Origin of the sequence: Pseudomonas sp. HPB0071 (assembly GCF_000478505.2) — a bacterium.
Lineage (GTDB): Bacteria > Pseudomonadota > Gammaproteobacteria > Pseudomonadales > Pseudomonadaceae > Chryseomonas > Chryseomonas luteola.
The window spans coordinates 860,773-884,840 of the sequence record NZ_KI517367.1; the positions used below are offsets into that span (position 1 = coordinate 860,773).

The window sequence follows — 24,068 nt, forward strand, 5'->3', positions numbered from 1 at the left end:
TGCCAATGCGCCTATCTCGCTTTTACGTCGACCTTCCCCTTTCGCTCGGGCAACAGATCCTCCCTGAAGCACAGGCTCATTATATGGGACGTGTATTACGTCTTACCTCGGGTACAGCCGTACAGCTATTCGATGGGTCTGGCTATGAATACAAGGGAGTGCTAACCGAGATCGGGAAAAAATCGGCGCACGTGGACATACAGGAGCGCTTTTCCGGAATGGAGGAATCAACGCTTCGTGTCCATTTAGGGCAAGGTCTTTCCCGAGGGGAAAGAATGGATTGGGCTATACAAAAAGCGACAGAACTGGGCGCTGCCGAAATCACTCCTGTCATGACGGAGCGCTGCGAGGTGCGCCTGAAAGATGAGCGAGCCGACAAGCGTCTTCTACATTGGAAGCAGGTCGCTATTAGCGCCTGTGAGCAGTGCGGACGTTCAACCCTCCCTATCATCCATGCCCCCGTCACGCTAGCCGAGTGGCTTGGAAAGGTCGAGGCCGATTTGAAGCTTGTACTTCATCCCGTTGCGGAGCCGCTTACCAGCCACACACCACCCTCTAGTCTCGCCTTTCTGATAGGCCCAGAAGGTGGTCTTACTGATAACGAGGTGGCAGAGTCCCAGAAGGCCGGTTTTGTTTCTGCACGTCTGGGACCGCGTGTACTCAGGACTGAAACAGCGCCGGTTGTGGCGCTGGCTGTAGCACAGCAGCTCTGGGGAGACTTCTAGAAGGTTAGAAAGCCTGGTCTCAACCGGGCTTTCTGATTAGATCACTCCGATTTCAGCCAGCTTTTCTTCCAGCGCAATCAGATCGGGAATCTTCACTACACTACCCTGATGCTTCACAGCTGCCAGCTCCAGAGGATCCAGAGGAACATCAGCCGACTCAAGGTCAGGTGTAACTCTCATGGAACGTGGAATACCTTGCACGAGGATGGCCAGGAAACGCACATGAGCACGCCCTCCCAAGGCATTGATGATCGCGACCCGGGCTGACGTACTGTTACGGTCAAACTGCAACGGCGCTCCCGAGGCGGCTTCGAAGCTGAGCAGCGGGAGCCGAAGGTCTCGCCACGCTACCTGCCCCAAACACCAGTCAGGCTGATCGGCCAGCTTGGCAACCGGTCGATACGGTATCAACTCAGCCACAGCAACGTTAGGCAGCAAAAGCGTGCGGTCCGTAAGGGAAAGCAGCAGTCCTGTCAGGTTTTCAGGTGTGCTTGTGAGTGCTGGTGTTTGGCTCATAGGAACTCCTTTCAATGAGCATGCTGCTTGGCTAGGCGGTTGACCAGCGCTTCGGCCAGCCCCCGCGGATCACTCGTGAACGAAGAGAATCCTGCCTCTCGAAGTGTCTCTGGCATACTGGCGCAACTACAACTGTCGGCGCTTTGAGTCCATATCTCCGCACCTCTTCGGCGCATATAGGCTGCCGAGCTGCTACCGTCATTACCCATGCCACTAAAAATGATCATGCCGCAACGCGAACCGAAATGTTGAGCCAGATTGAGCATCATCTGGTCGACCGAAGGCGTATAGGGCTCCGGCCATTTGCGGCTCAGGACATCCAGCTTGGAATCATTACGAAAGCTCAGCTCGTTCTGTGTTGGAACGACTATGACCTCACCACACCTGACTTCAAGTCCCGGCTGCGCAATTTGTACATGCCATTGACTGTGGCGACCTACCGCCATTGGAAGTGTCGCCTCAAAATTGGCATCGATATGCTGCGCATAAAGAAAGCCAATCGGCAGTCCGCCTGGCAAAGCGTCAAGAAAAGTCTTTACTGCATCCGGTCCGCCCAGCGATGCGGCCAACAGCCATACCTCTTTGGCAGACTCCCCCATCTGCAAGGGTGTTGAGGCCAGAGACGCTGGCAAACTCAGTCGCTCCGGACGCTCGGTATCAGCCAGAAGCGCCTGAAGGCTCGGACCAACTGCCTCGGTCGTATCACCCACCAAATGCTTCAGCTTGGTAATAAGACGGCGCTCCCAGCGCGGGAAAAGATCCGAGCTGAACTCAGGTGCCTGGCCTTCTCCAAAGAGGACAGGCGTAGAGGTATGTTCAAGCAGATCCTCCAGCACGTTGGAGTCTTCCGACTCAGCCAGATCCACCAGCCAAAGATCCGTCTCACAGGCTCGCAAGGCTTCCACATCAAGGCGCGTCGGATCGCTGTTGAATACCACCTGATAGCCGTTGCCAGCCAATACCTGTTGCAACACATACCGTTGCAACGAGGTATCAGCCAGAATGGCAACTCGAACTATTGCTTTCTCAGTCATTTACCTTGACCAACTGTTGGATGTGATTGAGAAGCTCATTTTCCTGGTACGGCTTGCCTAGGTAATGATTTACGCCAATAGTGAAAGCACGATCACGGTGCTTTTCGCCTGTGCGTGACGTAATCATGATGATAGGCAGGTCCTTGAGATGCTCATCGTGACGCACGAGTGAAGCCACCTCGAAGCCATCCATCCGCGGCATCTCGATATCAAGCAACAGGATATCGGGCTTGCGCTCCTGAAGTAGAGCAATCGCATCCACGCCATCCTTAGCGGTAATCACGTCCATCCCGCTCCGTTCAAGTAGACGGCTAGTCACCTTGCGAACCGTAACCGAGTCGTCAATCACCATAACCAGTGTCGGCCGCTCAACTTCGGTCTCCACGGCATAGTCGATCGCAATAGACAGGTCGGCCAGCGCGCCAACGGCACGAGCATAGCGGCTGCGAATCAAGGCCAGCAGGTCAAGAATCACGACTACTCGACCATCCCCTAGAATCGTAGCGCCAGAGATACCATGCACGCCGGTAAACTGTGGGCCTAGGCTCTTTACTACGATCTCTCGCGAACCGGCCAGGCTGTCGATCTGTATAGCCACGGCATGGTCATTCGAGCGCACCAAAATAACCGGCAAGGGAAGCGGTTGGTTGATCAGTTTAGGCCGTTGCCCATTTTCCAGCAGCTCACCCAAGTATTTCAGTTCATACGTCTGGCCTGCATACTCGAAGGAACGAGCACCGGCCTGATAGTAAGCCTCCAGCTCCGTCGCCGACACACGAACGATACCTTCGATTGTGTTCAGCGGAACTGCATACAGGTCCTCGCCAGAGTGCACCATCAGTGCCCGGTTGACCGACACCGTGAAGGGCAAACGGATCGAAAAGCTCGTTCCCTCTCCTGCAACCGAGTGAATGCCCATGGTTCCACCCAATTGTTTAACCTCTGAGTGGACCACGTCCATACCAACGCCGCGTCCGGAAATCTGAGTCACCTGTGCAGCGGTGGAGAAGCCCGACTCCAGGATGAACTGCATGACTTCCTGCTCGGAAAGCTCACTGCCCTCATCCATCAGGCCGCGCTCTATGGCTTTGCGACGTACTGCAGACAAATCGATACCACGGCCATCGTCAGAAAGCGTCAGCAGAATATCACCGCCCTCACGACTCAAGGAGAGGTGGATATTGCCCGTTTCGGGCTTGCCTGTTTCCTTACGTGCTTCACTGTTTTCGATGCCATGGTCTACCGCGTTACGCAGCATGTGCTCGAGCGGAGCGACAATGCGCTCCAGCACATTGCGATCCATTTCGCCTTCAGGGTTGTTTACCTCAAACTCAACCTGCTTTCCCAGCTCACCCGCCACCTGCCGAACAACGCGGCGCAGGCGTGGAACCATACGGTCGAAAGGCACCATGCGCGTACGCATCAGGCCTTCCTGAAGTTCCGTGTTGACGCGAGCCTGCTGTAATAGCAGGGTCTCCGCATCACGGTTACGGGATGCCAGTGTATTTTTCAGATCGAGCAAGTCAGACGCCGACTCGAACAAGGAGCGGGACAGCTGTTGCAGTTGCGAGTATCGGTCCATTTCCAGTGGATCGAACTCTTCATAGCCCGCACGCTCATGCTCATCCTGGTGACGGCTGAGGATCTGGGCCTGCGTTTCGGTATCCAAGCGACGTAACTGATCGCGGGCCCGCTCAATGGTCGCTTCCATCTCACTGAGCGTGGCACCGATATCACTAACCTGCTGCTCGACACGACCTCGGAAAATGGAAGTCTCACCGGCCAGATTAACCAGGTTTTCGAGCAGATCAGCCGGAACGCGTACCAATTCCTGAGGAGCTCGACGGTTACTGTCTTTGCGCGCCGCTTCCTGCGCCCGTTGTACGAAAGGCAGCACCTGAACCTGATCATTGGACTCTTGCGGTGCGGCGGCCATGACAGGGGCAAGCACCTCCAGAGGTTGCTCGGGCTCGCTCACTGGTTCAGGTTCAATCGCTACAGCCAATGCAGGCATGGGCGCTGCGGTGAAATGTTCACGCAGGTCCGCAATTCGTGCCTCTAGATCAGCCAAGCCGTCACGGGCCTTGCCTTTCAACTCAACAATACGGTCCGAGGCAACGGGCCCGTTCAATGGGCTGGCGTCCCCCAGCTCCTGTTCAAGCAAGTGGGCCTGGTCACCCAGTGCGAACTGGCCTGCGAGACGAGCACCACCTTTCAAGGTATGCAGGCAGCGCAGCAGATCATCAACGGCCTCATTCGAGCCTTCGACTTCCTCCCAACGATGGAGCGCCAACTCCATATTGGTGAGCAAGTCCTCAGCCTCCTCGATAAAGATCTCCAGAATTTCGTCTTCATCGGAGTCTTCTACTTGAGCAGGCGGCAATGTAATGCTGACAGGCTGCTCCAACTGCTGATCCGTGCTGGTACGGAAAGCATGAATGGCCTCCACCAGACGCTGGCCAGACGGTACAGGTTGGCGATTACGGACACTTTCCAGCATCTCAAGCAACAGGTCGTGGCTTTGATGTAGAAGGCCAAACAAGTGCTCACTCGAACGGAGGCGTCCTGCACTCAATCCTTCGTATAGGAATTCAAGCTCATGGGCCAAATCGCTGACGGGTGTGATGTCAGCCATACGGGCACCGCCCTTGAGCGTATGCAGGTCACGCTGCAAGGCTTCCAGCTCAAAGCTGTTATGCGTATCCATCTGCCAACGTTGCAGAGAACCTGCCGCGCTTTGAAGAATATCGAAACCTTCCTCAAGGAAAATATCGATCAGTTCCTCGTCAGCCTCGTCCAGAGGCTCGAAAGGTTGAACCTCTGACGTTGACGTGTCCTCGGAATACGCAGCGTCTTCATCCTGCTCGACCTGCTGCGTCCGCTGTATACCCTGCCGATAGGCCTGAATCGCATCGACCAGGTCATCAGGCTGACTAAGCGCTTGATGATTCTGCAACTGGTCAAGCTGCTGAGCCAAGCGGTCATGACAACGCTGGAGCAGCGGTTTTAAGTCGTCACTTGGTTGGTAACGACCGTCAACAAGCCCCTCGTATAACGTCTCAAGTTCATGGGCCAAAAGGCTGATGGGCTCGATATCAGCCATCCGCGCCCCGCCCTTGAGGGTATGTAGGTCGCGCTGCAGAATCCAGAGATTGTTATGGTTGGTCGGCTCCTTGAACCAACGCTCAAGTGCCTGCCCAGCGCTATCAAGCAGGTCGACCGCCTCTTCCAGGAAGATGGCCACCATCTCGCTGTCAAGCTCATCGTCAACTGGAATAGCAGGAGCCTGTGCAACGGGCTCGGCCGTACTGATCGCAGAGGACTCGACTACCGGATCGACATCATCAGCCGACACTGCCTTAGCTTCAGTCTCAGTCTCAGTCTCAGTCTCAGTCTCAGTCTCAGTCTCAGTCTCAGTCTCAGTCTCAGGAGCATCCAGTTCAGCAAGAAGCAATTGCAACGCATTGATGCGCTCACCCTGAGGTGTGGCTCTAAGCCCCACGGCCAGTTGGTTAAGCATGCTGACCAAGGCTTCCTGGGAAGCCAGCACCTCCTCGAAGAACACGTCGCGATGAGGAATATGCGCACTAATGCAGGATTGATAGACCTCGCAAAGAGCTGAACTCAACGCCTCCACGTCTGAAAGCCCCGCGTTAGCGGCCCGATCAGAGAAATGAGTGAACTCAGCGGACAGCGAGGCAGCATGATGAGCATCGTCACCCGTTGCTTGCCAGCCCTCTAGCAGCCCATCGGCCTTGAGCAGGATATCCATGCTCTCGATAAGAAAATCGGAGAGGCGTTGACGATTGTGATGCGTATTCGACTCTGCCGCATCGATCGAAGCGGTCTGCTCGGATCTTTGCTCCAGCAGATCCTGCAATCGAGCCAACAAGGCATCATTATCGATAAGCTGAATATCGATATGGTCGTCACTCAATTGTCTGAGGCCGTCCTCTATCGAATACGCTGCATCCGCCAGTACCTGCTGCTCTTCAGAGCCAAACGGTGTATGGCTTGCCTTGTATTCCTTAACAACACGCTCCAACAACGAAGCAAGGTCAGCAATCGCTGAAATACCTGCCATATGAGCGCTACCCTTGAGGGTATGCAAGGCACGCAGCAGATTATCAGTAACCTGTTGAGGTACCTCAGGGTCCGCCTGTTCGAGGTATTCTGCAATTGTTGCAAGATGAGCCTCCGCCTCATTACGGAAGATATCCAGTAGCAACGGATCAACATTTTCACGCTCAGGCAGCTCTTCAAACACAGGCTCGCTTGTAACCTGTGCATCCAGCGACTTTTCGTCATCAGCTTCAAGGCTAAGCTCTGGCTCTGGCTCTGGCTCTGGCTCTGGCTCTGGCTCTGGCTCTGGCTCTGGCTCTGGCTCTGGCTCTGGCTCTGGCTCTGGCTCTTCAGCATGGTCTACAGACGTAACCGGAGCCTCGACGTCAGCATTTTCATCCTGAGAACTGGGCTCAACCTCAGAGGCAGGCTCTACCTGTTCAGAAGACTCAAACGCGTCTGGAATCGGAAGCCCGCGGGCCAGCGCATGAGCCGCCGCTGCAAGGTAATCGACATCGTTACGCTGACGCTGAGCATTCAGCTCGTACTCATCAATCAGCTGCGGCAGTAGCTGTAGGACCTCGTTTACTACATGCTGAATATCAGCAGAGGTTTCTACACTGTGGTCGATGACACGGTTGAGAAGGTTTTCAACCGCCCATGAGAGTTCGCCAATGATCAAGGCGCGCACCATGCGCCCGCTACCCTTCAGGGTATGGAAGGCTCGACGGCTCTCAGATAACGCTTCACGATCCGAGGCATTAGCCAACCAGCGGGGAATATACGTGTTAAGCGTTTCGAGCACTTCTTCTGCCTCTTCGATGAAGACTTCTCTCAAATCTTCATCGACAGGCTCCTCATCAACAGGAGGAGGAAGAATAGAGGGAGGAACTTCTTTTGCAGGCGGATTGATAGCCTGCACAGGGGAGGCCATGACATCCCCCAGATCCATATCAGTCTCTTCGCCATGACTGGGTGCAGGAGAGGTGTCAGTTGCTGTATCGATGTGTTCAGGCAACGCCTCAGCCTCAGCCTCAGCCTCAGTCGGCTGCGACGCATCCAGAGACGCGGTGGCTTCCTGCTTGTCATCCCTGGCTTCCAAGGCACCGGTAGCTGCGTCGGCAGGCAGTTCTGGCTCTGTCGAGGGCTCGTGAGAAAGCGCCTCCTCCGCTGTCGGCTCAAGTGATGTAGCGTCCTGCTGTTGGCCGTCAACACCAGAAGCGGTGCTGGCTTCAGGAGAGCTGCTTTCGAGCGAATCAACCGCTCCAGCGTGGGCAGGCTCTTCAACCTCTGCATCAGCATCGCTCATAGCGCTGTCAGCGCTTGCGTCCGGCGTCGGCTCTGTAGCGATTTCCTCTATAACCAGAGGCACATCAGTCGAACTGGATACCAAGGGATAGCCCAAGGTTTCCATGCTCTCCTCTGCTACATCAAGAATCAGCTCCTGCTGTGCATTGGAGTCGTCAGCGAGACGTTCAAGGTAATATTCGACACTGGTAATAGCATCTGCCAGCGTGTCCAAGCTCTGCCAGTCTGGAACGACCTGGCGAGCCAGGAGCTCTTGCTGAATATAGCGATTACATGCCTCAACCAGGCCTGCTGCACGCTCCAGAGGAATCATGCCCAGGCCGCCTCGAACCTGGGTCAGCAACTGGGGAATCGGCAACAAATGCTCATGATTCCATTGAGAGGCTATGAATTCGATAATGGCATCTTTGGTCTGCTCAAGACCGTTACGCGCCTCTCTAATGACAAGCTGATGTACCTGGGCAACATCTGTCGTGGGAAGATGAGACTCCTCATCATCGCCATGATCCGTCACGCCAATCATGCCCGCCAGTGTTGCCTCGACATAAAGCAACGCACCTGCGATATCCATGAGCGCAGAATCGGTACTGGGCACATCCCCAGCGGCCAGCGCCGAGACCTGATCAATCTGATCCAGAATAACGCGACGCGGCTGGCCAAAGCCCAGGACAGCCAACGTGTCTGCAATTTGCTTCAAGGGAAGCAGCAGTGCGCCCAGCTCGCTAGACTGCTGACGGTCGCTACGTACATACAAATCAAGGCTGTCCTTGATGCGCACCAGCTCTTCGCATAGAGCTGTCACCACGGAGCGCATCGCATCGCGATCCGGACCAATGCTTCCATTGTTTCCAGTATCACCCTGCCCTGAAATCTGCAGCGCTTCTTCGAGCTTGTAGAGAGCCTTTACTTCCTTGATTCGGGGCGTATCGCTTGTAGCTTGGCCCAGATAGAAAAGCAGATCGCGTGTCAGATCATAAGAAGCTGGCACATTGAGTGCCGCTGTTCCGCTTGCCAGCAGCCGCTTCAGCTCATTATCGATGCGACGCAGAAATACACGTACGCGGCTATCGTTCTCGAAGACGCCAGCGCTGAGTCCTTCAATCAGAGCAGAAGCCATCGGCCACAACTCGCCAAGCGGACTGCCTGCGCATAACTGCTCAAGACGCTCGAACACCTTCGTCAGATAATTGAGGTGACTGGCAACACCTTGGTTACGGAACAGGCTGACTTGTGCAACCTGTAAAACCTGACGGAGTTTGCGTACGACTACCGGCCAATCGGTTGCTTGTCTGCGAGCCAGCTCTTCGGGCTCGAGAAGCGGTACAAGGGGCGGAGAAGCTGGCGAGAAGAAGTTAACCTCGGATAAAGGCTTCTCGCCTCTGACTGCACGCAGTTCGTTCAGAAGCGGCAGCACCATCATCGGCAGGTCGCGACGGGCACCGAGAATGCGATCCAGATAGGATGGAAGTTGCAAGATGGCTCGCATCAGAACTTCAAGGGCATCACTCTGGGCTGCTGCCGGATCGTTCTGAAGCACCTCGGCCAGCCGCTCCATTTCTTCGGCAAGCAGCGCCGCGCCATAGAACTCGACCATCTGCAGGGTGCCGTGGACCTGGTGAATGTAGGTCAGGCAGAAGCGAATCCGGGTAGTGTCCTGAGGATTCTCAACGAAAGCTTCAAGTGCATGCTGGGCTTGCTTCAGCGTTTCGGCAATCTCACCCTTCACCCACTCCAGAGCGACATAATCGTGCCGATCTGCCATATTCACTCCATTCATACCGTTAAGCTACCCTGCGGGTAAAAGCCAAAACACGCTCATCAGCGACCGGGATCAGGTCTGGATGACTCCAGCCAGTGACCTCTCCCACGCCAATTACTAAAAGTCCGCCGGGGTTCAGCTTGCTGACAAGCTGATTGAGAATGTCCTTACGAAGCCACCGACGAAAATAAATGAGCAGGTTTTGACAGAAAATGACATCCATGCCAGATATGGGTGTTCTACCAAGCTCGAGCACATTCAATCGCGCGCAACACAGGCGAGCTTTCAAAGCGGAAGCTATGGAAAACGTTCCATCTGCATGATTTGAAAAATAGCGATCAAGCAGCGAACTATCTAAATGCTTAACTTTCTCAGAGGCATATATTCCAAGACGAGCGTTGCTCAAAGCATGTGAACTAATGTCTGTAGCAAAGACACCGTAGCGCTCGGATAAACCCGCCTTGCGAAAGGTCTCTGAGGCCGTTATTGCCATTGAGTAAGCTTCTTCTCCACTGGAGCAACCCACACTCCACAAAGACAAGGTTGCCTCGCTGTCCAATTGGATACGCTGACTCAAATAAGCCTCCAACGTCTCGAAGGAAGGAAGGTGGCGAAAAAACTGAGTGAACTGCGTGGTTAAGTGATTCAGCAGATCAGCCCATTCCCTTGCGCCCGTCACTCCCCGTGTTACATATCGATAGTAGTCTGCGTAATCGTTGATACCCAGCGCTCGCATACGGCTCGTCAAATGGGTCTGAAAAAATGGGCGCCTCGCGATGTCGATAACAATCCCGACACGACTCTCAAGCAAATGCTGCCAAGCGATGAATTCGCTTGGCAGCATTTCCATCGAGGGCTGGAAGCTCCAGCCCTGGGGATGCTCGACATTCGTTGCGATAGCGTCCATACCTCTCGCCGCTCCGTACGAGCTATGCACTTAGCTAGGAGACTGATCTTCTGGCAGCTTGAAGCCCGAAACCGAACGTCTCATTTCATTCGCCATCTTCGCCAGGTCTCCAATGCTACGAGCGGTAGCGGTAGTACCGGCAGAGGTTTGCGAAGTAATTTCCTGAATGACATTCATAGTATTCGAGATGTGACCTGCAGATGACGCCTGCTGACGCGCAGCATTGGAGATGTTCTGGATCAGACCTGCCAACGCTCTGGAAACCTTTTCAATTTCCTCGAGCGCCACACCCGCGTCCTGGGCCAGAGAGGCACCGCGAACTACTTCAGAGGTCGTTTGCTCCATGGAAATAACAGCTTCGTTGGTATCGGTCTGAATCGCTTTTACAAGGGCTTCGATCTGCTTGGTTGCGCCAGAGGAACGCTCAGCAAGACGTTGAACTTCATCGGCTACCACGGCGAAGCCGCGACCCGCATCACCGGCCATCGAAGCCTGGATGGCCGCATTAAGGGCCAGAATGTTTGTCTGGTCGGCAATGTCGTTAATCAAGCTAACGATGTCACCGATCTCTTGGGAGGATTCACCCAGTCGCTTGATCCGCTTGGAGGTGTCCTGAATCTGCTCACGGATGTTATCCATGCCCACGATCGTATTATGTACGACCTGGTTGCCCTTGTTTGCAATGGATACAGAGCGCTCTGCTACCGCAGTCGACTCGGAGGCGTTGGCCGATACCTGGTCAATAGAAACTGCCATTTCGTTAACAGCGGCAGAAGCCCCGGCGATTTCCTGCGCCTGGTGCTCGGAAGCCTCCGCTAGATGAATAGCGGTTGACTGAGTTTCCTGAGCAGCTGCCGATACCTGAACCGCTGTCTGGTTAATGGTTTTAACCAGGTCACGCAACTGGTCGATCGAGTAGTTGATCGAGTCAGCAATCGCCCCTGTAAAGTCTTCGGTAACGGTTGCCTCTACGGTCAGGTCACCGTCGGCAAGGTCTGCAATTTCGTCAAGCAAGCGAAGAATCGCAGCCTGGTTACGCTGGTTCTTTTCATTGGTTTCAGCCAGACGCTGACGTGCTTCTTTTACAATGATAAGACCGATTGAAATAATCGATACCAACGCGATAAGGCCCAGAACGTAATTACCGAGGACGTTGATACGTCGCTCAGCCGTTACGTTGCCATAACCTTGCGCCAGATCCGACGCTTTGGTCAAAAGCTGCTGTGAACTGGCAAAAATCTGGTTGGCTGCTTCACGAACGACAAGCAGTTCAGAAGACGTACCGAGAATTTCGTCCACGTTGCCGGAAACGAATTCAAACAGCTCGTTAACCTCATTCAAACGGCTAACAGCTTCGGGGTCAGTCACTTTTGCGATGTTCATCGAAGCGTTGCCTTCAAGCATCGCGTTCAAGACACGGCCAAACATACTGGCATCACGACCGAAACTATCGGCGGCCTGAACAGCAGACTGATCGCCAGCCAGCACCTTGTTAACCGAACCGAGAATACGCTCAGCCAGGAGTGACTGACGTTGCGCGACCGCTACTTGTTCAGCGGGTGCCTTACGCTCCAGCAGGATGTTAACGATCTCATCGTACTCTACCTGCAACTGGGGAATCGTCTGGGCAAGCGTAGTCGCAAGCTGATGCAATGATAGTACGGTCTGCTCACTGGCCGTAATGTCATCCGCACTTTTCCGGACACGATCCCATTCAGCCTGTACCGCTTCCATTTGTGGGGCAACAGACAATGAAGAAGGCGGCAAACCTGCTAGCTCATTACCGTTACGCAAGATATCCCAGCGTCTTTCGAACTCGTTACGAGCCGCCTTAAGCTGATTGAATGCCTCGGGCTTACCTGTTGCAGCCTCACTTGCGTTGGTGGAAATACGCTGTGAGAGAACACGCAACTCACCCGCATGCTCAAGATATTGCTTATCGTGGTTGGCTTGCGTACTGAGATACGCGAAGTTTGCGAAAAGCAGAACAATTGAAATGATCAGCGCGACAAAAAGGCCGGCGACCAAAGGACTCGTTTTCCCCGTACTCGTTTTCTTCATTGCTGGCCCCCGCCTGGACCGGTTTATTGCATATTCCTTTGTGATAAAGCCAATTCATTTGGCCCCACAATCCATTGCCCATGCAATTAGATGGCCAGCTTGACTGGCTCTCGTTCAGCATGGATGTGTCCGCCTGCATGTCTTATACAGAGAAGCGTGGCGATACTGATGTTACGTTGTGCGCTAAGCGGCAACGTTTAAAAACTGCTGGTGTTGAACCAGTGCGTGTGGACTGAAAACCAACCACTCCGATTCCCGGGTAAAAACCCCGTGAATAAAAGCCTCTAGCTTTTCTATCGGCGCAGCGGACTTTTCACTGAAGGAAGTGATTGAAAAATGTTGCATACCAAACACTTCATCGACGATCAGTCCAGCATAAATGTCCTGGTGATCAACAACCAGAACACGGCGCTGAGCACGAACAGACGATGACTCGCCGCCCAGAAATCCATTGAGATCCATCAAGGGAAGCAAGCGTCCGCGAACATTGGCTACACCCTTCACCCAGTTTTTTACGCCAGGTAAAAGGGTATAACGAGGCTCATGGAGAATTTCACTTACCTCCCCCATTGGAGCAACAAACAGACGGCCTCCCATACGGAACCCGACCCCGCTCCATGAGCGCACCACCTCCTGCTGAGCAGGCAATCCCGCCGCCAGGTCCCGGCATCGCTGATCGATCTGAGCGAAAAGGGTATAAGGAGTATGGCTTCCATTCATATGAAGATCCTGCCTTGAATGACCTTAAGCGCTGAGTACACCAGCCAAGGTTTTCAACAATGTGTCTTCATCAATCGGCTTCGTCAGATAATCACGCGCACCTTGACGCTTGCCCCAGACCTTGTCGGTCTCCTGATCCTTGGTCGTCACGATAACGACAGGGATCTGGCTGGTTTCGCTGTCCTTGGTTAACTGACGGGTTGCCTGAAAACCGTTCAGACCGGGCATCACGATGTCCATCAGAACGACATCGGGCTTTTCCTGACGAGCCAAGGCAACGCCATCAGCACCGTTTTCAGCCTTGAGAACCTGATGGCCGTGCTTTTCCAGCATGGCGGTCAGCTTGTACATTTCAGTCGGTGAATCATCGACTATCAAAATTCTAGCCATTTTCGAATCCTACTTGGTCAGTACCACGAACCAGACGCCTCAGGACGTATGCTCGACTGGGGTAAAATTAGGCACATGGTTTTTTATTGCGCCGATCAGCTCTTCTTTGCTGAACGGTTTGGTCAGGTATTGATCGGACCCAACGATCCGACCCTTAGCCTTGTCAAAGAGGCCGTCACGCGAAGAAAGCATGATGACCGGCGTCGATTTGAATGCGCTATTGTTCTTGATAAGCGCACAGGTCTGATAACCGTCCAAACGAGGCATCATGATATCAACGAAAATGATGTTGGGATGGTTATCCGCAATTTTTGCGAGCGCATCGAATCCATCGACGGCAGTAATAACTTCGCAGCCTACTTTCTTGAGAAGCGTCTCGGCGGTTCGACGAATCGTTTTCGAATCATCGATTACCATTACCTTCAGACCTTCGGAGTACTGTTCCATGTTTGCTTTACCACCACATAGGCGAGTTATGACGCCTTTATCAATGCATTCCAGCCCTTTTAAGCTATCGGCTGGAAATCGAATCTTTTTAGCACAGTCTACAGGGTCTATCTATTAACCACCGGACTACCGGTTTTTCTTGATAACTAAGCGCGCTATCGCCACTCTGAGCATTCATCAGTGTCGGCCGATCAGAGCCGTCAAACCGTTTGCTTTGGAGAATCGATCAATGAGCATACGCATCGGGATAGTTATGGATCCCATTGCCCATATTGCCTACAAAAAAGACAGTTCCCTTGCCATGTTGTGGGCTGCTCAGGCGCGTGGATGGACACTACATTACATGGAGATGCAGGACCTGTACCACCTTGACGGCAAATCTCGTGCGCGCTGCCGTTTATTGAAGGTACATCAAAATTCTGAACACTGGTACGACCTGCATGATGAGCTGGACATTCCTCTTGCAGACTTAGACGTCATTCTGATGCGCAAGGATCCACCCTTCGACAATGAGTATGTCTATGCTACTTATATGTTGGAACAGGCAGAGCGGGAAGGATCGTTGATTGTTAACAAGCCCTCCAGCCTTCGCGACTGCAATGAGAAATTTTTTGCCACTTTATTCCCAGAATTGACACCCCCTACACTGGTCAGTCGCCGTGCCGACTTGATTCGGGAATTTGCCCAAACCCATCAGGACGTCATCCTCAAGCCGCTCGATGGAATGGGTGGCTCGTCCATCTTCAGACACCGCGAAGGCGACCCGAACCTGTCGGTCATACTGGAAACGCTGACACAGCACGGAACACAACAGATCATTGCGCAGCGCTACCTACCGGCTATCAAGAGTGGCGACAAGCGTGTACTCATGATCGATGGCGAACCCGTGGAGTACTGCCTTGCCAGAATACCGGCTCAAGGCGAAACCCGAGGCAATCTGGCGGCGGGTGGCCGGGGTGTCGCGCAGCCCTTGTCTGACAGGGACAGAGAGATCGCGGCCAAGGTAGGACCTGAGCTTCGCAAGCGTGGCCTACTATTTGTAGGACTGGATGTAATTGGCGAGCATCTGACGGAAATCAACGTGACCAGCCCTACCTGTATTCGGGAAATTGATAACGCCTACGATACCCGCATCGCTGAGCGGCTGATGGATGTCATCGAAAAGAAGGTGGCGATGAGACCTGGACGATAGACATTTGTCCCAACTCTCTTCAGACTTCCTCAAATAGTCATCAACCGGCACGACAGGATCGTCCTGCCGGTTAGCAGTTTTCTCATAGCGTAATCTCAACTACTCATCATGAATGCCGCTATCCCAAATACGCTGCCTGCCGCCTCTGCCGTTCGCCCTGCAGACCGTCTTGGCTTTACCCTCTTTATAGCGGCACTGGTTCATGTCGTTCTGATTTTGGGCTTGGGCTTTTCCATGCCGGAACCTAGTGAAGTCAGCAAGTCCCTTGAGATTACACTCGCCTCATTCAAGAGCGACAAGGCGCCGGAGAAAGCGGATTTTCTGGCCCAGGAAAATCAGCAGGGCAGCGGCACGCTTGATAAGGCACTGGCCCCCAGCACTACAGAAGAGGTGCCATTCAAAGACAGCGAGATAAAGCCTGCCGTCAAGCCGACTTCCCCTCGGCAAACCACTGAACCCAAGACCTCCAAGGCCGCCGTCACGACCAAGTCGGCACGTCAGGACAAAGCACCTACTCGGAAAGAAAAACCCGAGCCAGAAGCTGTCGCCCGAGAAACACCTCACTTTGATAACTCTCAGATCTCAAGCGAAATAGCCAGCCTTGAGGCCCAGCTTTCCCAGGAGCGTCAGCAGTATGCCAAGCGGCCAAAGATCTACCGGATCAATGCAGCCTCTACTATGAAGGACAAAGGCGCCTGGTACAAGGAAGACTGGCGCAAGAAGATCGAACGCGTCGGCAACCTGAACTATCCAGAACAAGCCCGCCGAGAACGACTTTACGGAAGTCTTCGTCTGCTGGTCTCTATCAACCGAGACGGCTCGCTTTACGAGGTTCAAATCCTCGAGTCCTCTGGACAGACCGTGCTTGATCAGGCTGCCCTGCGCATTGTGCGCCTGGCTGCGCCATTTGCACCGTTTAGCGGAGACCTCAGCGATATCGACAGGCTTGAAATCATACGGACATGGCGCTTTGAGCGTGGAGACCGACTCGCCAGCCAATAATGTTGTTGAGTTAGGCTTGAAGCTTCCTACGTGAAGCTAGAAACTAGCAGCATGAACGCTAGCACTCCGCAATACCTCAAAAACCATCTTTTGATCGCCATGCCGCACATGGCGGACTCCAACTTTGCCCAGACGCTCATCTATCTGGTTGAGCACGGCGAGGATGGTGCCATGGGCATTATCATCAACAAGCCCAGCGCATTAAATCTGGAAGATGTTCTGGAACAGCTGCGCCCTGATGAAGCGCCGCCGCTCTCCTCGAGAAGCACTGCCATTTATAACGGCGGACCAGTGCAAGTCGAGCGCGGCTTTGTTCTTCATCCATCCGGCCCGCAATTCCAGGCAACACTGGAGCTGGGTGAGCTGGCACTTTCCACCTCTCAGGACATCTTGTTTTCCATAGCCGATGGCCACGGGCCCGAGCAGCACCTGATTGCCTTGGGCTACGCCGGGTGGGAAGCAGGCCAGCTTGAAGTCGAGCTGGCTGAAAATGCCTGGCTTACCTGCGAGGCCGACCCATCCATTCTGTTCGATGTTCCCAGTGAGCTTCGTTTGAAAGCAGCGGCGGCCCAGCTAGGTATCAACCTATCCTTATTGACCAGCCAATCGGGTCATGCCTGAATGATTTCCTCATTTAAGCTGGTACTGGGATTTGACTACGGCACGCGCCAGATAGGCGTTGCGGTGGGCCAGCCTGTGACAGGCCAAGCTCGAGAGCTACGCATTCTCAAAGCACAAAATGGTGTGCCGGACTGGTCGAAGGTTGAGAGCCTGCTTAAAGAGTGGCAACCCGATGCGCTGGTAGTGGGCCTTCCATTGAATATGGACGGTACGTCTAGCGAGATGAGTACACGTGCGGAGAAATTCGCACGACGCCTCAATGGTCGATTCAATCTACCTGTTTACACCCACGATGAGCGCCTGACCACATACGAAGCCAAGGGTGTACGTCTTGCCCAAGGCCAGCGTGATGGTTACCGTGAGCGCCCTGTCGACGCCTTGGCCGCTGCCATGCTCCTTGAAGGCTGGCTTACTGCCCAAGCCGAGACGGTCAAACCCGAGCCTCCGCAGGAGAATGCATGAGCACCCCGAATCCTACCGATCTAATTCCGCAAATGGCGGATCAATTGACTCGCCACCTTGAGCGCAAGGGTATTAGCGAACCCTGCTTGGTGGGAATCCGAACCGGAGGTGTCTGGGTTGCTCAAGCGCTACTGGATGCTCTTCAAAATGAATGGCCCCTAGGCACCCTGGATGTTTCATTCTATCGGGATGACTTTACTCAGAATGGGTTGCATCCACAGGTACAACCCTCTGCCCTCCCCTTTGAAATAGAAGGCAGGCACCTTGTTCTGGTTGACGATGTGCTTATGACCGGGCGCACCATTCGTGCGGCATTGAATGAATTGTTCGATTATGGCCGCCCAGCCAGCGTGACCCTCGTCTGCCTATTGGATCTGGAGGCGCGCGAACTTCCTATTCGCCCCGACATTGTTGGTCAAACGCTTCCCTTGGGTCCGGATGAGCGCATCAAGCTGACAGGGCCTACTCCCCTGGCCTTTGAACGAAAAGCCCTTTCTTCTGCTATTTGACACTCAAGGCTTACCGCCATGACCAACGCTACGCGTTCCTTGCAACTGAATGCCAATGGTCAGTTGCGCCATTTTCTTTCCCTGGATGACTTACCTCGCCCTTTGCTGACCGAACTGCTTGATACAGCAGACTCCTTTCTTGAAGTAGGCGCACGCGCAGTCAAGAAAGTACCTTTGTTGCGCGGCAAAACGGTATGCAATGTTTTCTTTGAAAACTCAACCCGGACTAGAACCACTTTCGAGCTAGCGGCCAAGCGGCTTTCTGCCGATGTCATCACACTGAACGTTTCGACTTCCTCGACCAGCAAAGGCGAAACACTGTTCGATACCTTACGAAACCTGGAAGCCATGGCGGCGGACATGTTCGTAGTCAGACATGCCGACTCCGGCGCTGCACATTTTATTGCTGAGCATGTTTGTCCACAGGTAGCAATCATCAATGGCGGTGACGGCCGTCATGCACATCCCACACAGGGCATGCTCGATATGCTCACCATTCGCCGTCACAAAGGTGATTTCGAAAAACTGTCTGTTGCGATTGTTGGGGACATCCTGCACTCCCGCGTGGCGCGTTCGAATATGCTGGCGCTACGGACCCTGGGCTGCCAGGACATTCGCGTCGTCGCACCACGCACGCTCCTGCCCATCGGCCTTGAAGATAGTTATGGCGTAAAAACGTTTACGGACATGGCGGCCGGACTGAAAGATGTGGATGTAGTCATCATGCTGCGTCTTCAACGCGAACGGATGCAGGGTGGGCTACTGCCCAGCGAAGGCGAGTATTACAAGCTGTTCGGACTGACCACACAACGCCTGGCTCAGGCTAAACCAGACGCAATTGTCATGCACCCCGGACCGATCAACCGTGGAGTGGAAATAGAGTCGGCCGTCGCTGACGGGAGTCAATCTGTGATTCTCAATCAGGTGACCTACGGCATTGCCGTACGGATGGCTGTTCTATCCATGGCAATGAGCGGGCAAACGGCCCAGCGTCAACTTGAGCAGGAGAATATCTAAGTGACTCTGAGCATTATCAAGGCGCGGGTAATAGATCCCGCCACCCGCCTCGATCAAATAACCGATATTCACGTTTCCCAAGGCAATATCATTGCCTTGGGTGAAGCCCCTGTTAGTTTCAAGGCAGAAACTGTAATTGATGCCTCTGGACTGATAGCAGCTCCCGGCCTTGTTGATCTGAATGTGTCGCTCCGCGAACCAGGCCATACCCGAAAAGGCACTATAGAAAGCGAAACGCAGGCAGCGGCAGCAGGTGGTACAACCAGCCTGTGTTGTCCGCCGTCTACCAAGCCCGTACTGGATACTACTGCGGTCACCGAACTCATTCTGGATCGTGCGCAAGCGGCAGGTAAAGCGCGTGTCTTTCCTGTTGGTGCCCTGACAAAAGGGTTGGCCGGAGAGCAACTTGCCGAACTCGTTACATTGCACAGTGCAGGCTGTGTAGCCTTTACCAATGGGCTGGCTCCCATGGCAGGCATGCGCACGCTTCGGCGAGCACTGGAGTACGCAGCGACCTTTGATTTGAAGGTTATCTTTACGTCTCAGGATGCTGATCTAGCAGAAGGCGGGCTGGCTCATGAGGGCCCTACCGCTAGCTTCCTAGGTCTTGCTGGCATACCAGAGACAGCTGAAACCGTTGCCCTATCCCAAAACCTTCTTCTGGTTGAGCAAAGCGGCGTACGAGCACACTTTAGCCAGCTGACCAGCGCCCGTGGAATCGAGATGATTGCTGAAGCGCAGGCACGGGGGCTCCCTGTCACCGCCGATGTAGCGTTGTATCAACTGTTTCTTACTGATGAACGGCTTGAAGGGTTTTCCAGTTTTTACCATGTGCAGCCGCCTCTTCGCACTGAGCGAGACAGGCAGGCGTTGCGTGAAGCAGTACGAAGCGGCGTAGTACAGGCCATTGCCAGTCATCACCAGCCGCATGAAGAAGATGCGAAGCTTGCGCCTTTCGCAGCCACCGAGCCCGGTATCAGCAGTGCAGAACTGTTGTTACCTCTGACCCTGAAGCTTGTAGAAGAAGGGTTACTGGATTTATCGACTGCCCTTCACAGGCTAACAAGTGGCCCTGCCTCTATATTGGATCTGCCTGCCGGTCAGTTATCAGTAGGTACTCCAGCCGATATCGTCCTCTTCTCGCTCGAAGAGCGTACCACCGTAGGCAAGCCCTGGCTCTCACGCGGGCGCAATACGCCATTCATGGACGTAGAGCTGCCGGGAAGGGTTCGCCACACACTGGTTGCAGGCAAGACAACGTATCAGGCCTGAAACCAGCGAACCCGCTGTGTACAGCGGGTTCGCTCATCCCTACCCTAGAATACCGCCTCCTTTCTGCCGATTCTCGATGGAGACCTGATCGTTCAGCGTCCAGAAATCGTACAACACACCCAACAGGAAAAATCCGCCGGTAAAGAAGTACAGAATGGCCGTAATCCATTTACCCATGTACAACCGATGAACGCCAAAAATGCCCAGAAACGTCAACAGTATCCATGCAATGCTGTAATTGACGCGACCGCCCTGGAACCGCATATCTGCCTCACGATCCATGCTGGGGATCAGGAACAGGTCGATCAGCCAGCCAACCCCTAGAAGGCCTAGCGTAAAAAACCAAATGGTGCCGGTAACCGGCTTTCCGTAATAAAAGCGATGAGCACCCAGAAAGCCAAAAATCCACAACAGGTATCCAAGCACTTTGCTATGCGTATCGTTTTGGTACTTCATGACAACCTCAGTCACAGAGCGGTAATGTCTGCTTCATAAGCAAGATTTTTTGATTTCACTGGTCATTCTGCCAGTGATTCCAACTGGTATAGAAACCTTTTGCGACATGAACCGCTGATTTTTGATAAATATCTCGACCGGCGGAGCGGAAATAAAACTATCGATCTGATATAAAGTTGCGCGATTTTGATTATCAGGTCCGTCGACAATGCGCTCTTTACTCATTACCTGGCTATCAGCCTGTTTGGTACTGCCTGTGACGGCAGTCCAGGCCAAAGAAGCCGTTAGTGCTCGCGCTGCCGCTCCGGCTCATGCCAAGTCAGCACCACGTGCCAATAAACCCAAGGCACGTACACAACATGTTTATGCTCCTGCCAAGCCCAAGGCGGGAACCATTGTGCAAGCACATGCTGCCGCTCAGCATGCTGCGGCCAAGGAAAGCACCAAAGTAGTCAACCGCGCAATCGATGTACTAGGGACACCCTACCGTTGGGGCGGCACAACACCTAAGCATGGTTTTGACTGCAGCGGACTCGTGAATTATGTATACCGTGACGTCCAGAATCTTGAGCTACCTCGTACCTCTCAGGAGCTGGCTCGCATGGATGGCATGAAGGTTGGAAAAAAGGATCTAAAACCTGGCGATTTGATCTTTTTCAAGATACATGGCCGCAATGTTGACCATGTTGCGATTTATATGGGCCATGACCGCTTTATCCATGCACCACGTCGCGGAGAAAGCGTACGGATTGATCATCTTAGCCGTCCCTACTGGAAAACGCGTTTCGCCTCAGCCAAGCGTGTTCTTCCTCAGATGGTTGCCACCAGTGAACAGCAGGTGCGCCCGCGTAGTGCGCCTAACCCACACAAGTCCTAACGATAGCGCTACCGTAAGCCCACCGTTGAGCAGAAGCGGTTGAAGACTTTCTGCAGCCCTTTATACTGTGCACATATACAGTATAAAGGGCTGCTTCATGGAGTTGACCGACAAACTCATCGTTTTGGCTGACGCAGCCAAATATGACGTGTCATGTGCCAGTAGTGGAGCACCCAAGCGCTCATCTAAGGGTAAGGATGGTCTAGGCGCCACAGATGGCATGGGTATTTGCCACAGCTTTACGCCCGATGGCCGTTGCGTCTCCCTGCTTAAAATCTTACTGACCAACTTTTGCCTCTACGACTGCCAGTATTGTGTCAATCGTAGGTCCAGCAATGTCCCCCGCGCTCGTTTCACGCCGGAAGAAGTCGTAAAACTTACGCTCGATTTTTATCGGCGCAATACCATCAGCGGTCTCTTCTTGAGCTCAGGAATTATCCGCTCGGCAGACTATACGATGGAGCAGCTGATCCGAGTGGCCCAGTTACTGCGCGAAGAGCATCAGTTTCGAGGCTATATTCATCTAAAGACCATTCCTGACGCAGATCCCTTACTGATCGCCAAGGCAGGGCTTTATGCCGATCGACTTTCAGTCAATATCGAACTGCCTACCGAATCGGGCCTGACACGTCTTGCCCCTGAAAAGGAGGTTCGCAGCATCAAAAAAGCCATGGGCACGATCCGTCTTGGTCTGGAGGAAACAGCGGCGGAAAAGAATGCGCCACGCTTTGCGCCGGCTGGGCAAAGTACGCAGATGATCATAGGCGCTGATGCTACTGATGACCGGACCATACTGGATACCGCGCAAACCCTGTACGGCGCCTATCAGCTGAAACGCGTGTACTATTCGGCGTTCAGCCCCATCCCGGATAGTCCGAACTCCGTACCTCTCATAACTCCGCCTTTATTGCGCGAACATCGACTTTATCAAGCAGATTTTCTTATTAGAGGTTACGGTTTTACGGCCACGGAATTACCAACGGAAGGTGGAAATCTCCCGCTGGATATTGATCCTAAGCTTGCTTGGGCTCTGAGTAACCGTGACACCTTTCCCCTCGATCTCAATCAGGCGGAGCCTGCGTTAATTGCTCGGGTTCCAGGCATTGGGATGCTGTCAGCCAAGCGCCTCGTGACATTAAGACAGCAACGGCGTATCCGCTATGCAGATCTCATTCGTCTTCGTTGCAGCCTGGAAAAAGCCAAGCCATTCATCATTGTTCACGATTATCGCCCCAGCTCCATGCTTGCGGAGTCCTTGCACCTTCGTACCCAACTCAGTGAAAAGCCTGCCCAATTGGCGCTCTGGTGACTATGCGCACTGTTTCCTTTGACGGCTCGTTTGCAGGTTGGCGGCGCGTAGCCAGACAGTTGCTAGAGCAGGACATAGCGCCCCATGAAATCAGTTGGCAAACCGAGCCTCTATCAAATGATTTGTTTGCTACCGCAGATGCACAGCCATTGGAAACGGCCTCATCAACTATCCGAGTACCCAGGCAACTTGCAGACTTATTGAACTTGGCAGCCTGTTATCGACATCCCCAGCGTTGGGCACTGCTATACCGTGTCCTGTGGCGAGTCGTACGGGGTGATCAAGCAGCGATGTTGGCTGGTGACGAGGATGGTAGCGAATTGCGCCGTTGGGCCAAGGCAGTCAGACGAGAAATTCATCATTTACATGCTTTCCTACGCTTTAAACAGCGGGGCGAGCATGCGGGTAACCCCCATTACGTTGCCTGGCATGAACCGGCTCATGATGTGTTGGCGCTGGCCGCTCCACATTTCTGCAACCGGATGGGGAATAGCTCCTGGCTGATCGCCACACCGGAGGCAGCCGCATTATGGGATGGAAAGACATTAACGCTCGAGGCCCCCTGCCCCACAGGACTGGAAGCGCTTGCTAAACAGCAACGTGATGATGGCGAGCGCCTCTGGATGGCTTATTACGCAAGCACATTCAATCCCGCCCGAGCCAACCCCAAGGTCATGACGGGACATATGCCCAGGCGATTCTGGAAAGACCTGCCGGAGGGACCGTTGATCCCCACACTGCTTAGCGAGGCGCGCACCGGTACGCAGCGAACGGCCCAAGCAAAAAGCGTAAGCGAACAGACAGGAAAAACGGTACCCGTATCAGCTGCTGAGGTATTACCGGTACGCGAACAACCAAGCACCCTGGAAACCTGCCGTCGCTGTCCGCTCTGGCAGCGCGCCACTCAAGCCGTTCCAGGCGAGGGGCCTCTCAATGCGAGGCTTTTCCTGATAGGCGAGCAGCCCGGCGATCAGGAAGATCTGCAAGGCCGCCCTTTCATGGGGCCCGCTGGGCAGGTGCTTGATCGAGCTATTCGAGAGGCAGGCCTGCAGCGGGAATCGCTCTATCTGACCAATGCCGTCAAGCATTTCAAGTGGACGCCACAGGGACGTCGACGCAAACACGTTACCCCTACCGTTGAGATCGCCCCGTGCCGCCATTGGCTCGAGAACGAGCTGGATACCATCAAGCCGGACGTCATTGTTGCATTAGGGGCTACCGCACTGGAGTCCCTGATGCACAGAAAACCAGGCTCATTGAGTGAGTATATGGGTCGTGTTACACAGTGGCAGGGGCGGTGGCTGATCGTCACGTATCACCCATCCTATGTTCTACGCGTACCCGAGGAAGCCAGGCAGAGACAGGCCCAAGCAGCGCTTATCGCAGCCCTGGTACAGGCCAGGCAGCTACTTGAGCCTTAAA

Annotated in this window: 20 protein-coding genes; 11 read left to right on the plus strand and 9 right to left on the minus strand. The window is 53.9% G+C overall.

The window, feature by feature from the left end:
- Positions 1 to 5 precede the first annotated feature (5 nt).
- Positions 6 to 725: a 16S rRNA (uracil(1498)-N(3))-methyltransferase gene (locus tag HMPREF1487_RS04355; RefSeq protein ID WP_010795381.1), complete on the plus strand. Its 720-nt coding sequence runs from the start codon at positions 6 to 8 to the stop codon at positions 723 to 725.
- A gap of 36 nt (positions 726 to 761) precedes the next feature.
- Here the strand turns inward: HMPREF1487_RS04355 and HMPREF1487_RS04360 are convergent, their stop codons facing one another.
- From HMPREF1487_RS04360 to pilG, 8 genes are all read right to left on the minus strand, one after another.
- Positions 762 to 1,241 carry a chemotaxis protein CheW gene (locus HMPREF1487_RS04360; RefSeq protein WP_010795382.1) on the minus strand — a complete coding sequence of 160 codons (480 nt, stop codon included), beginning with the start codon at positions 1,239 to 1,241 and terminating at the stop codon, positions 762 to 764.
- A gap of 11 nt (positions 1,242 to 1,252) precedes the next feature.
- Positions 1,253 to 2,275 (minus strand): chemotaxis protein CheB, encoded by a 1,023-nt coding sequence (locus HMPREF1487_RS04365; RefSeq protein ID WP_010795383.1) that lies wholly within the window; start codon positions 2,273 to 2,275, stop codon positions 1,253 to 1,255.
- The gene (locus HMPREF1487_RS04370; RefSeq protein ID WP_010795384.1) at positions 2,268 to 9,407 is read right to left on the minus strand and encodes an Hpt domain-containing protein; all 7,140 of its coding nucleotides are present in this window, start codon (positions 9,405 to 9,407) and stop codon (positions 2,268 to 2,270) included. The genes HMPREF1487_RS04365 and HMPREF1487_RS04370 overlap by 8 nt, the downstream gene beginning before the upstream one ends.
- A 19-nt stretch (positions 9,408 to 9,426) precedes the next feature.
- On the minus strand, positions 9,427 to 10,311 hold the full coding sequence (locus HMPREF1487_RS04375; protein WP_010795385.1) for a CheR family methyltransferase: 885 nt from the start codon (positions 10,309 to 10,311) through the stop codon (positions 9,427 to 9,429).
- Positions 10,312 to 10,341: 30 nt separating this feature from the next.
- Positions 10,342 to 12,372 (minus strand): methyl-accepting chemotaxis protein, encoded by a 2,031-nt coding sequence (locus tag HMPREF1487_RS04380; protein ID WP_010795386.1) that lies wholly within the window; start codon positions 12,370 to 12,372, stop codon positions 10,342 to 10,344.
- 183 nt (positions 12,373 to 12,555) lie between these two features.
- On the minus strand, positions 12,556 to 13,092 hold the full coding sequence (locus tag HMPREF1487_RS04385) for a chemotaxis protein CheW (RefSeq protein ID WP_010795387.1): 537 nt from the start codon (positions 13,090 to 13,092) through the stop codon (positions 12,556 to 12,558).
- 24 nt (positions 13,093 to 13,116) lie between these two features.
- The gene (pilH, locus tag HMPREF1487_RS04390) at positions 13,117 to 13,482 is read right to left on the minus strand and encodes a twitching motility response regulator PilH (RefSeq protein WP_010795388.1); all 366 of its coding nucleotides are present in this window, start codon (positions 13,480 to 13,482) and stop codon (positions 13,117 to 13,119) included.
- Positions 13,483 to 13,521: 39 nt separating this feature from the next.
- Positions 13,522 to 13,929, minus strand: a complete 408-nt coding sequence (gene pilG / locus HMPREF1487_RS04395; protein ID WP_010795389.1) for a twitching motility response regulator PilG — start codon at positions 13,927 to 13,929, stop codon at positions 13,522 to 13,524.
- 229 nt (positions 13,930 to 14,158) lie between these two features.
- Here pilG and gshB point away from each other — a divergent pair, with 229 nt between their 5' ends.
- The 7 genes from gshB (at position 14,159) to HMPREF1487_RS04430 (ending at position 20,004) form a co-directional block, all read left to right on the plus strand.
- On the plus strand, positions 14,159 to 15,121 hold the full coding sequence (gene gshB / locus HMPREF1487_RS04400) for a glutathione synthase (protein WP_010795390.1): 963 nt from the start codon (positions 14,159 to 14,161) through the stop codon (positions 15,119 to 15,121).
- 108 nt (positions 15,122 to 15,229) lie between these two features.
- A complete protein-coding gene (locus HMPREF1487_RS04405) occupies positions 15,230 to 16,123 on the plus strand; it encodes an energy transducer TonB (protein WP_010795391.1) in 894 nt (297 codons plus the stop codon).
- 51 nt (positions 16,124 to 16,174) lie between these two features.
- Positions 16,175 to 16,744 carry a YqgE/AlgH family protein gene (locus HMPREF1487_RS04410; RefSeq protein ID WP_010795392.1) on the plus strand — a complete coding sequence of 190 codons (570 nt, stop codon included), beginning with the start codon at positions 16,175 to 16,177 and terminating at the stop codon, positions 16,742 to 16,744.
- A complete protein-coding gene (ruvX, locus tag HMPREF1487_RS04415) occupies positions 16,745 to 17,206 on the plus strand; it encodes a Holliday junction resolvase RuvX (protein WP_010795393.1) in 462 nt (153 codons plus the stop codon).
- Positions 17,203 to 17,715: a bifunctional pyr operon transcriptional regulator/uracil phosphoribosyltransferase PyrR gene (pyrR, locus tag HMPREF1487_RS04420; protein WP_010795394.1), complete on the plus strand. Its 513-nt coding sequence runs from the start codon at positions 17,203 to 17,205 to the stop codon at positions 17,713 to 17,715. The genes ruvX and pyrR overlap by 4 nt, the downstream gene beginning before the upstream one ends.
- An 18-nt stretch (positions 17,716 to 17,733) precedes the next feature.
- Positions 17,734 to 18,732, plus strand: coding sequence for an aspartate carbamoyltransferase catalytic subunit (locus tag HMPREF1487_RS04425; RefSeq protein WP_010795395.1), 999 nt, complete (start codon positions 17,734 to 17,736; stop codon positions 18,730 to 18,732).
- Positions 18,733 to 20,004, plus strand: coding sequence for a dihydroorotase (locus HMPREF1487_RS04430; protein ID WP_010795396.1), 1,272 nt, complete (start codon positions 18,733 to 18,735; stop codon positions 20,002 to 20,004).
- 39 nt (positions 20,005 to 20,043) lie between these two features.
- Here HMPREF1487_RS04430 and HMPREF1487_RS04435 read toward each other — a convergent pair whose 3' ends face one another.
- The gene (locus tag HMPREF1487_RS04435; protein ID WP_010795397.1) at positions 20,044 to 20,460 is read right to left on the minus strand and encodes an NINE protein; all 417 of its coding nucleotides are present in this window, start codon (positions 20,458 to 20,460) and stop codon (positions 20,044 to 20,046) included.
- A gap of 208 nt (positions 20,461 to 20,668) precedes the next feature.
- Here HMPREF1487_RS04435 and HMPREF1487_RS04440 point away from each other — a divergent pair, with 208 nt between their 5' ends.
- The 3 genes from HMPREF1487_RS04440 (at position 20,669) to HMPREF1487_RS04450 (ending at position 24,067) form a co-directional block, all read left to right on the plus strand.
- Positions 20,669 to 21,337: a C40 family peptidase gene (locus HMPREF1487_RS04440; protein ID WP_010795398.1), complete on the plus strand. Its 669-nt coding sequence runs from the start codon at positions 20,669 to 20,671 to the stop codon at positions 21,335 to 21,337.
- 97 nt (positions 21,338 to 21,434) lie between these two features.
- Positions 21,435 to 22,646 carry a putative DNA modification/repair radical SAM protein gene (locus HMPREF1487_RS04445; RefSeq protein WP_010795399.1) on the plus strand — a complete coding sequence of 404 codons (1,212 nt, stop codon included), beginning with the start codon at positions 21,435 to 21,437 and terminating at the stop codon, positions 22,644 to 22,646.
- Positions 22,647 to 22,648: 2 nt separating this feature from the next.
- Positions 22,649 to 24,067, plus strand: a complete 1,419-nt coding sequence (locus HMPREF1487_RS04450) for a UdgX family uracil-DNA binding protein (RefSeq protein WP_010795400.1) — start codon at positions 22,649 to 22,651, stop codon at positions 24,065 to 24,067.
- Position 24,068 lies beyond the last annotated feature (1 nt).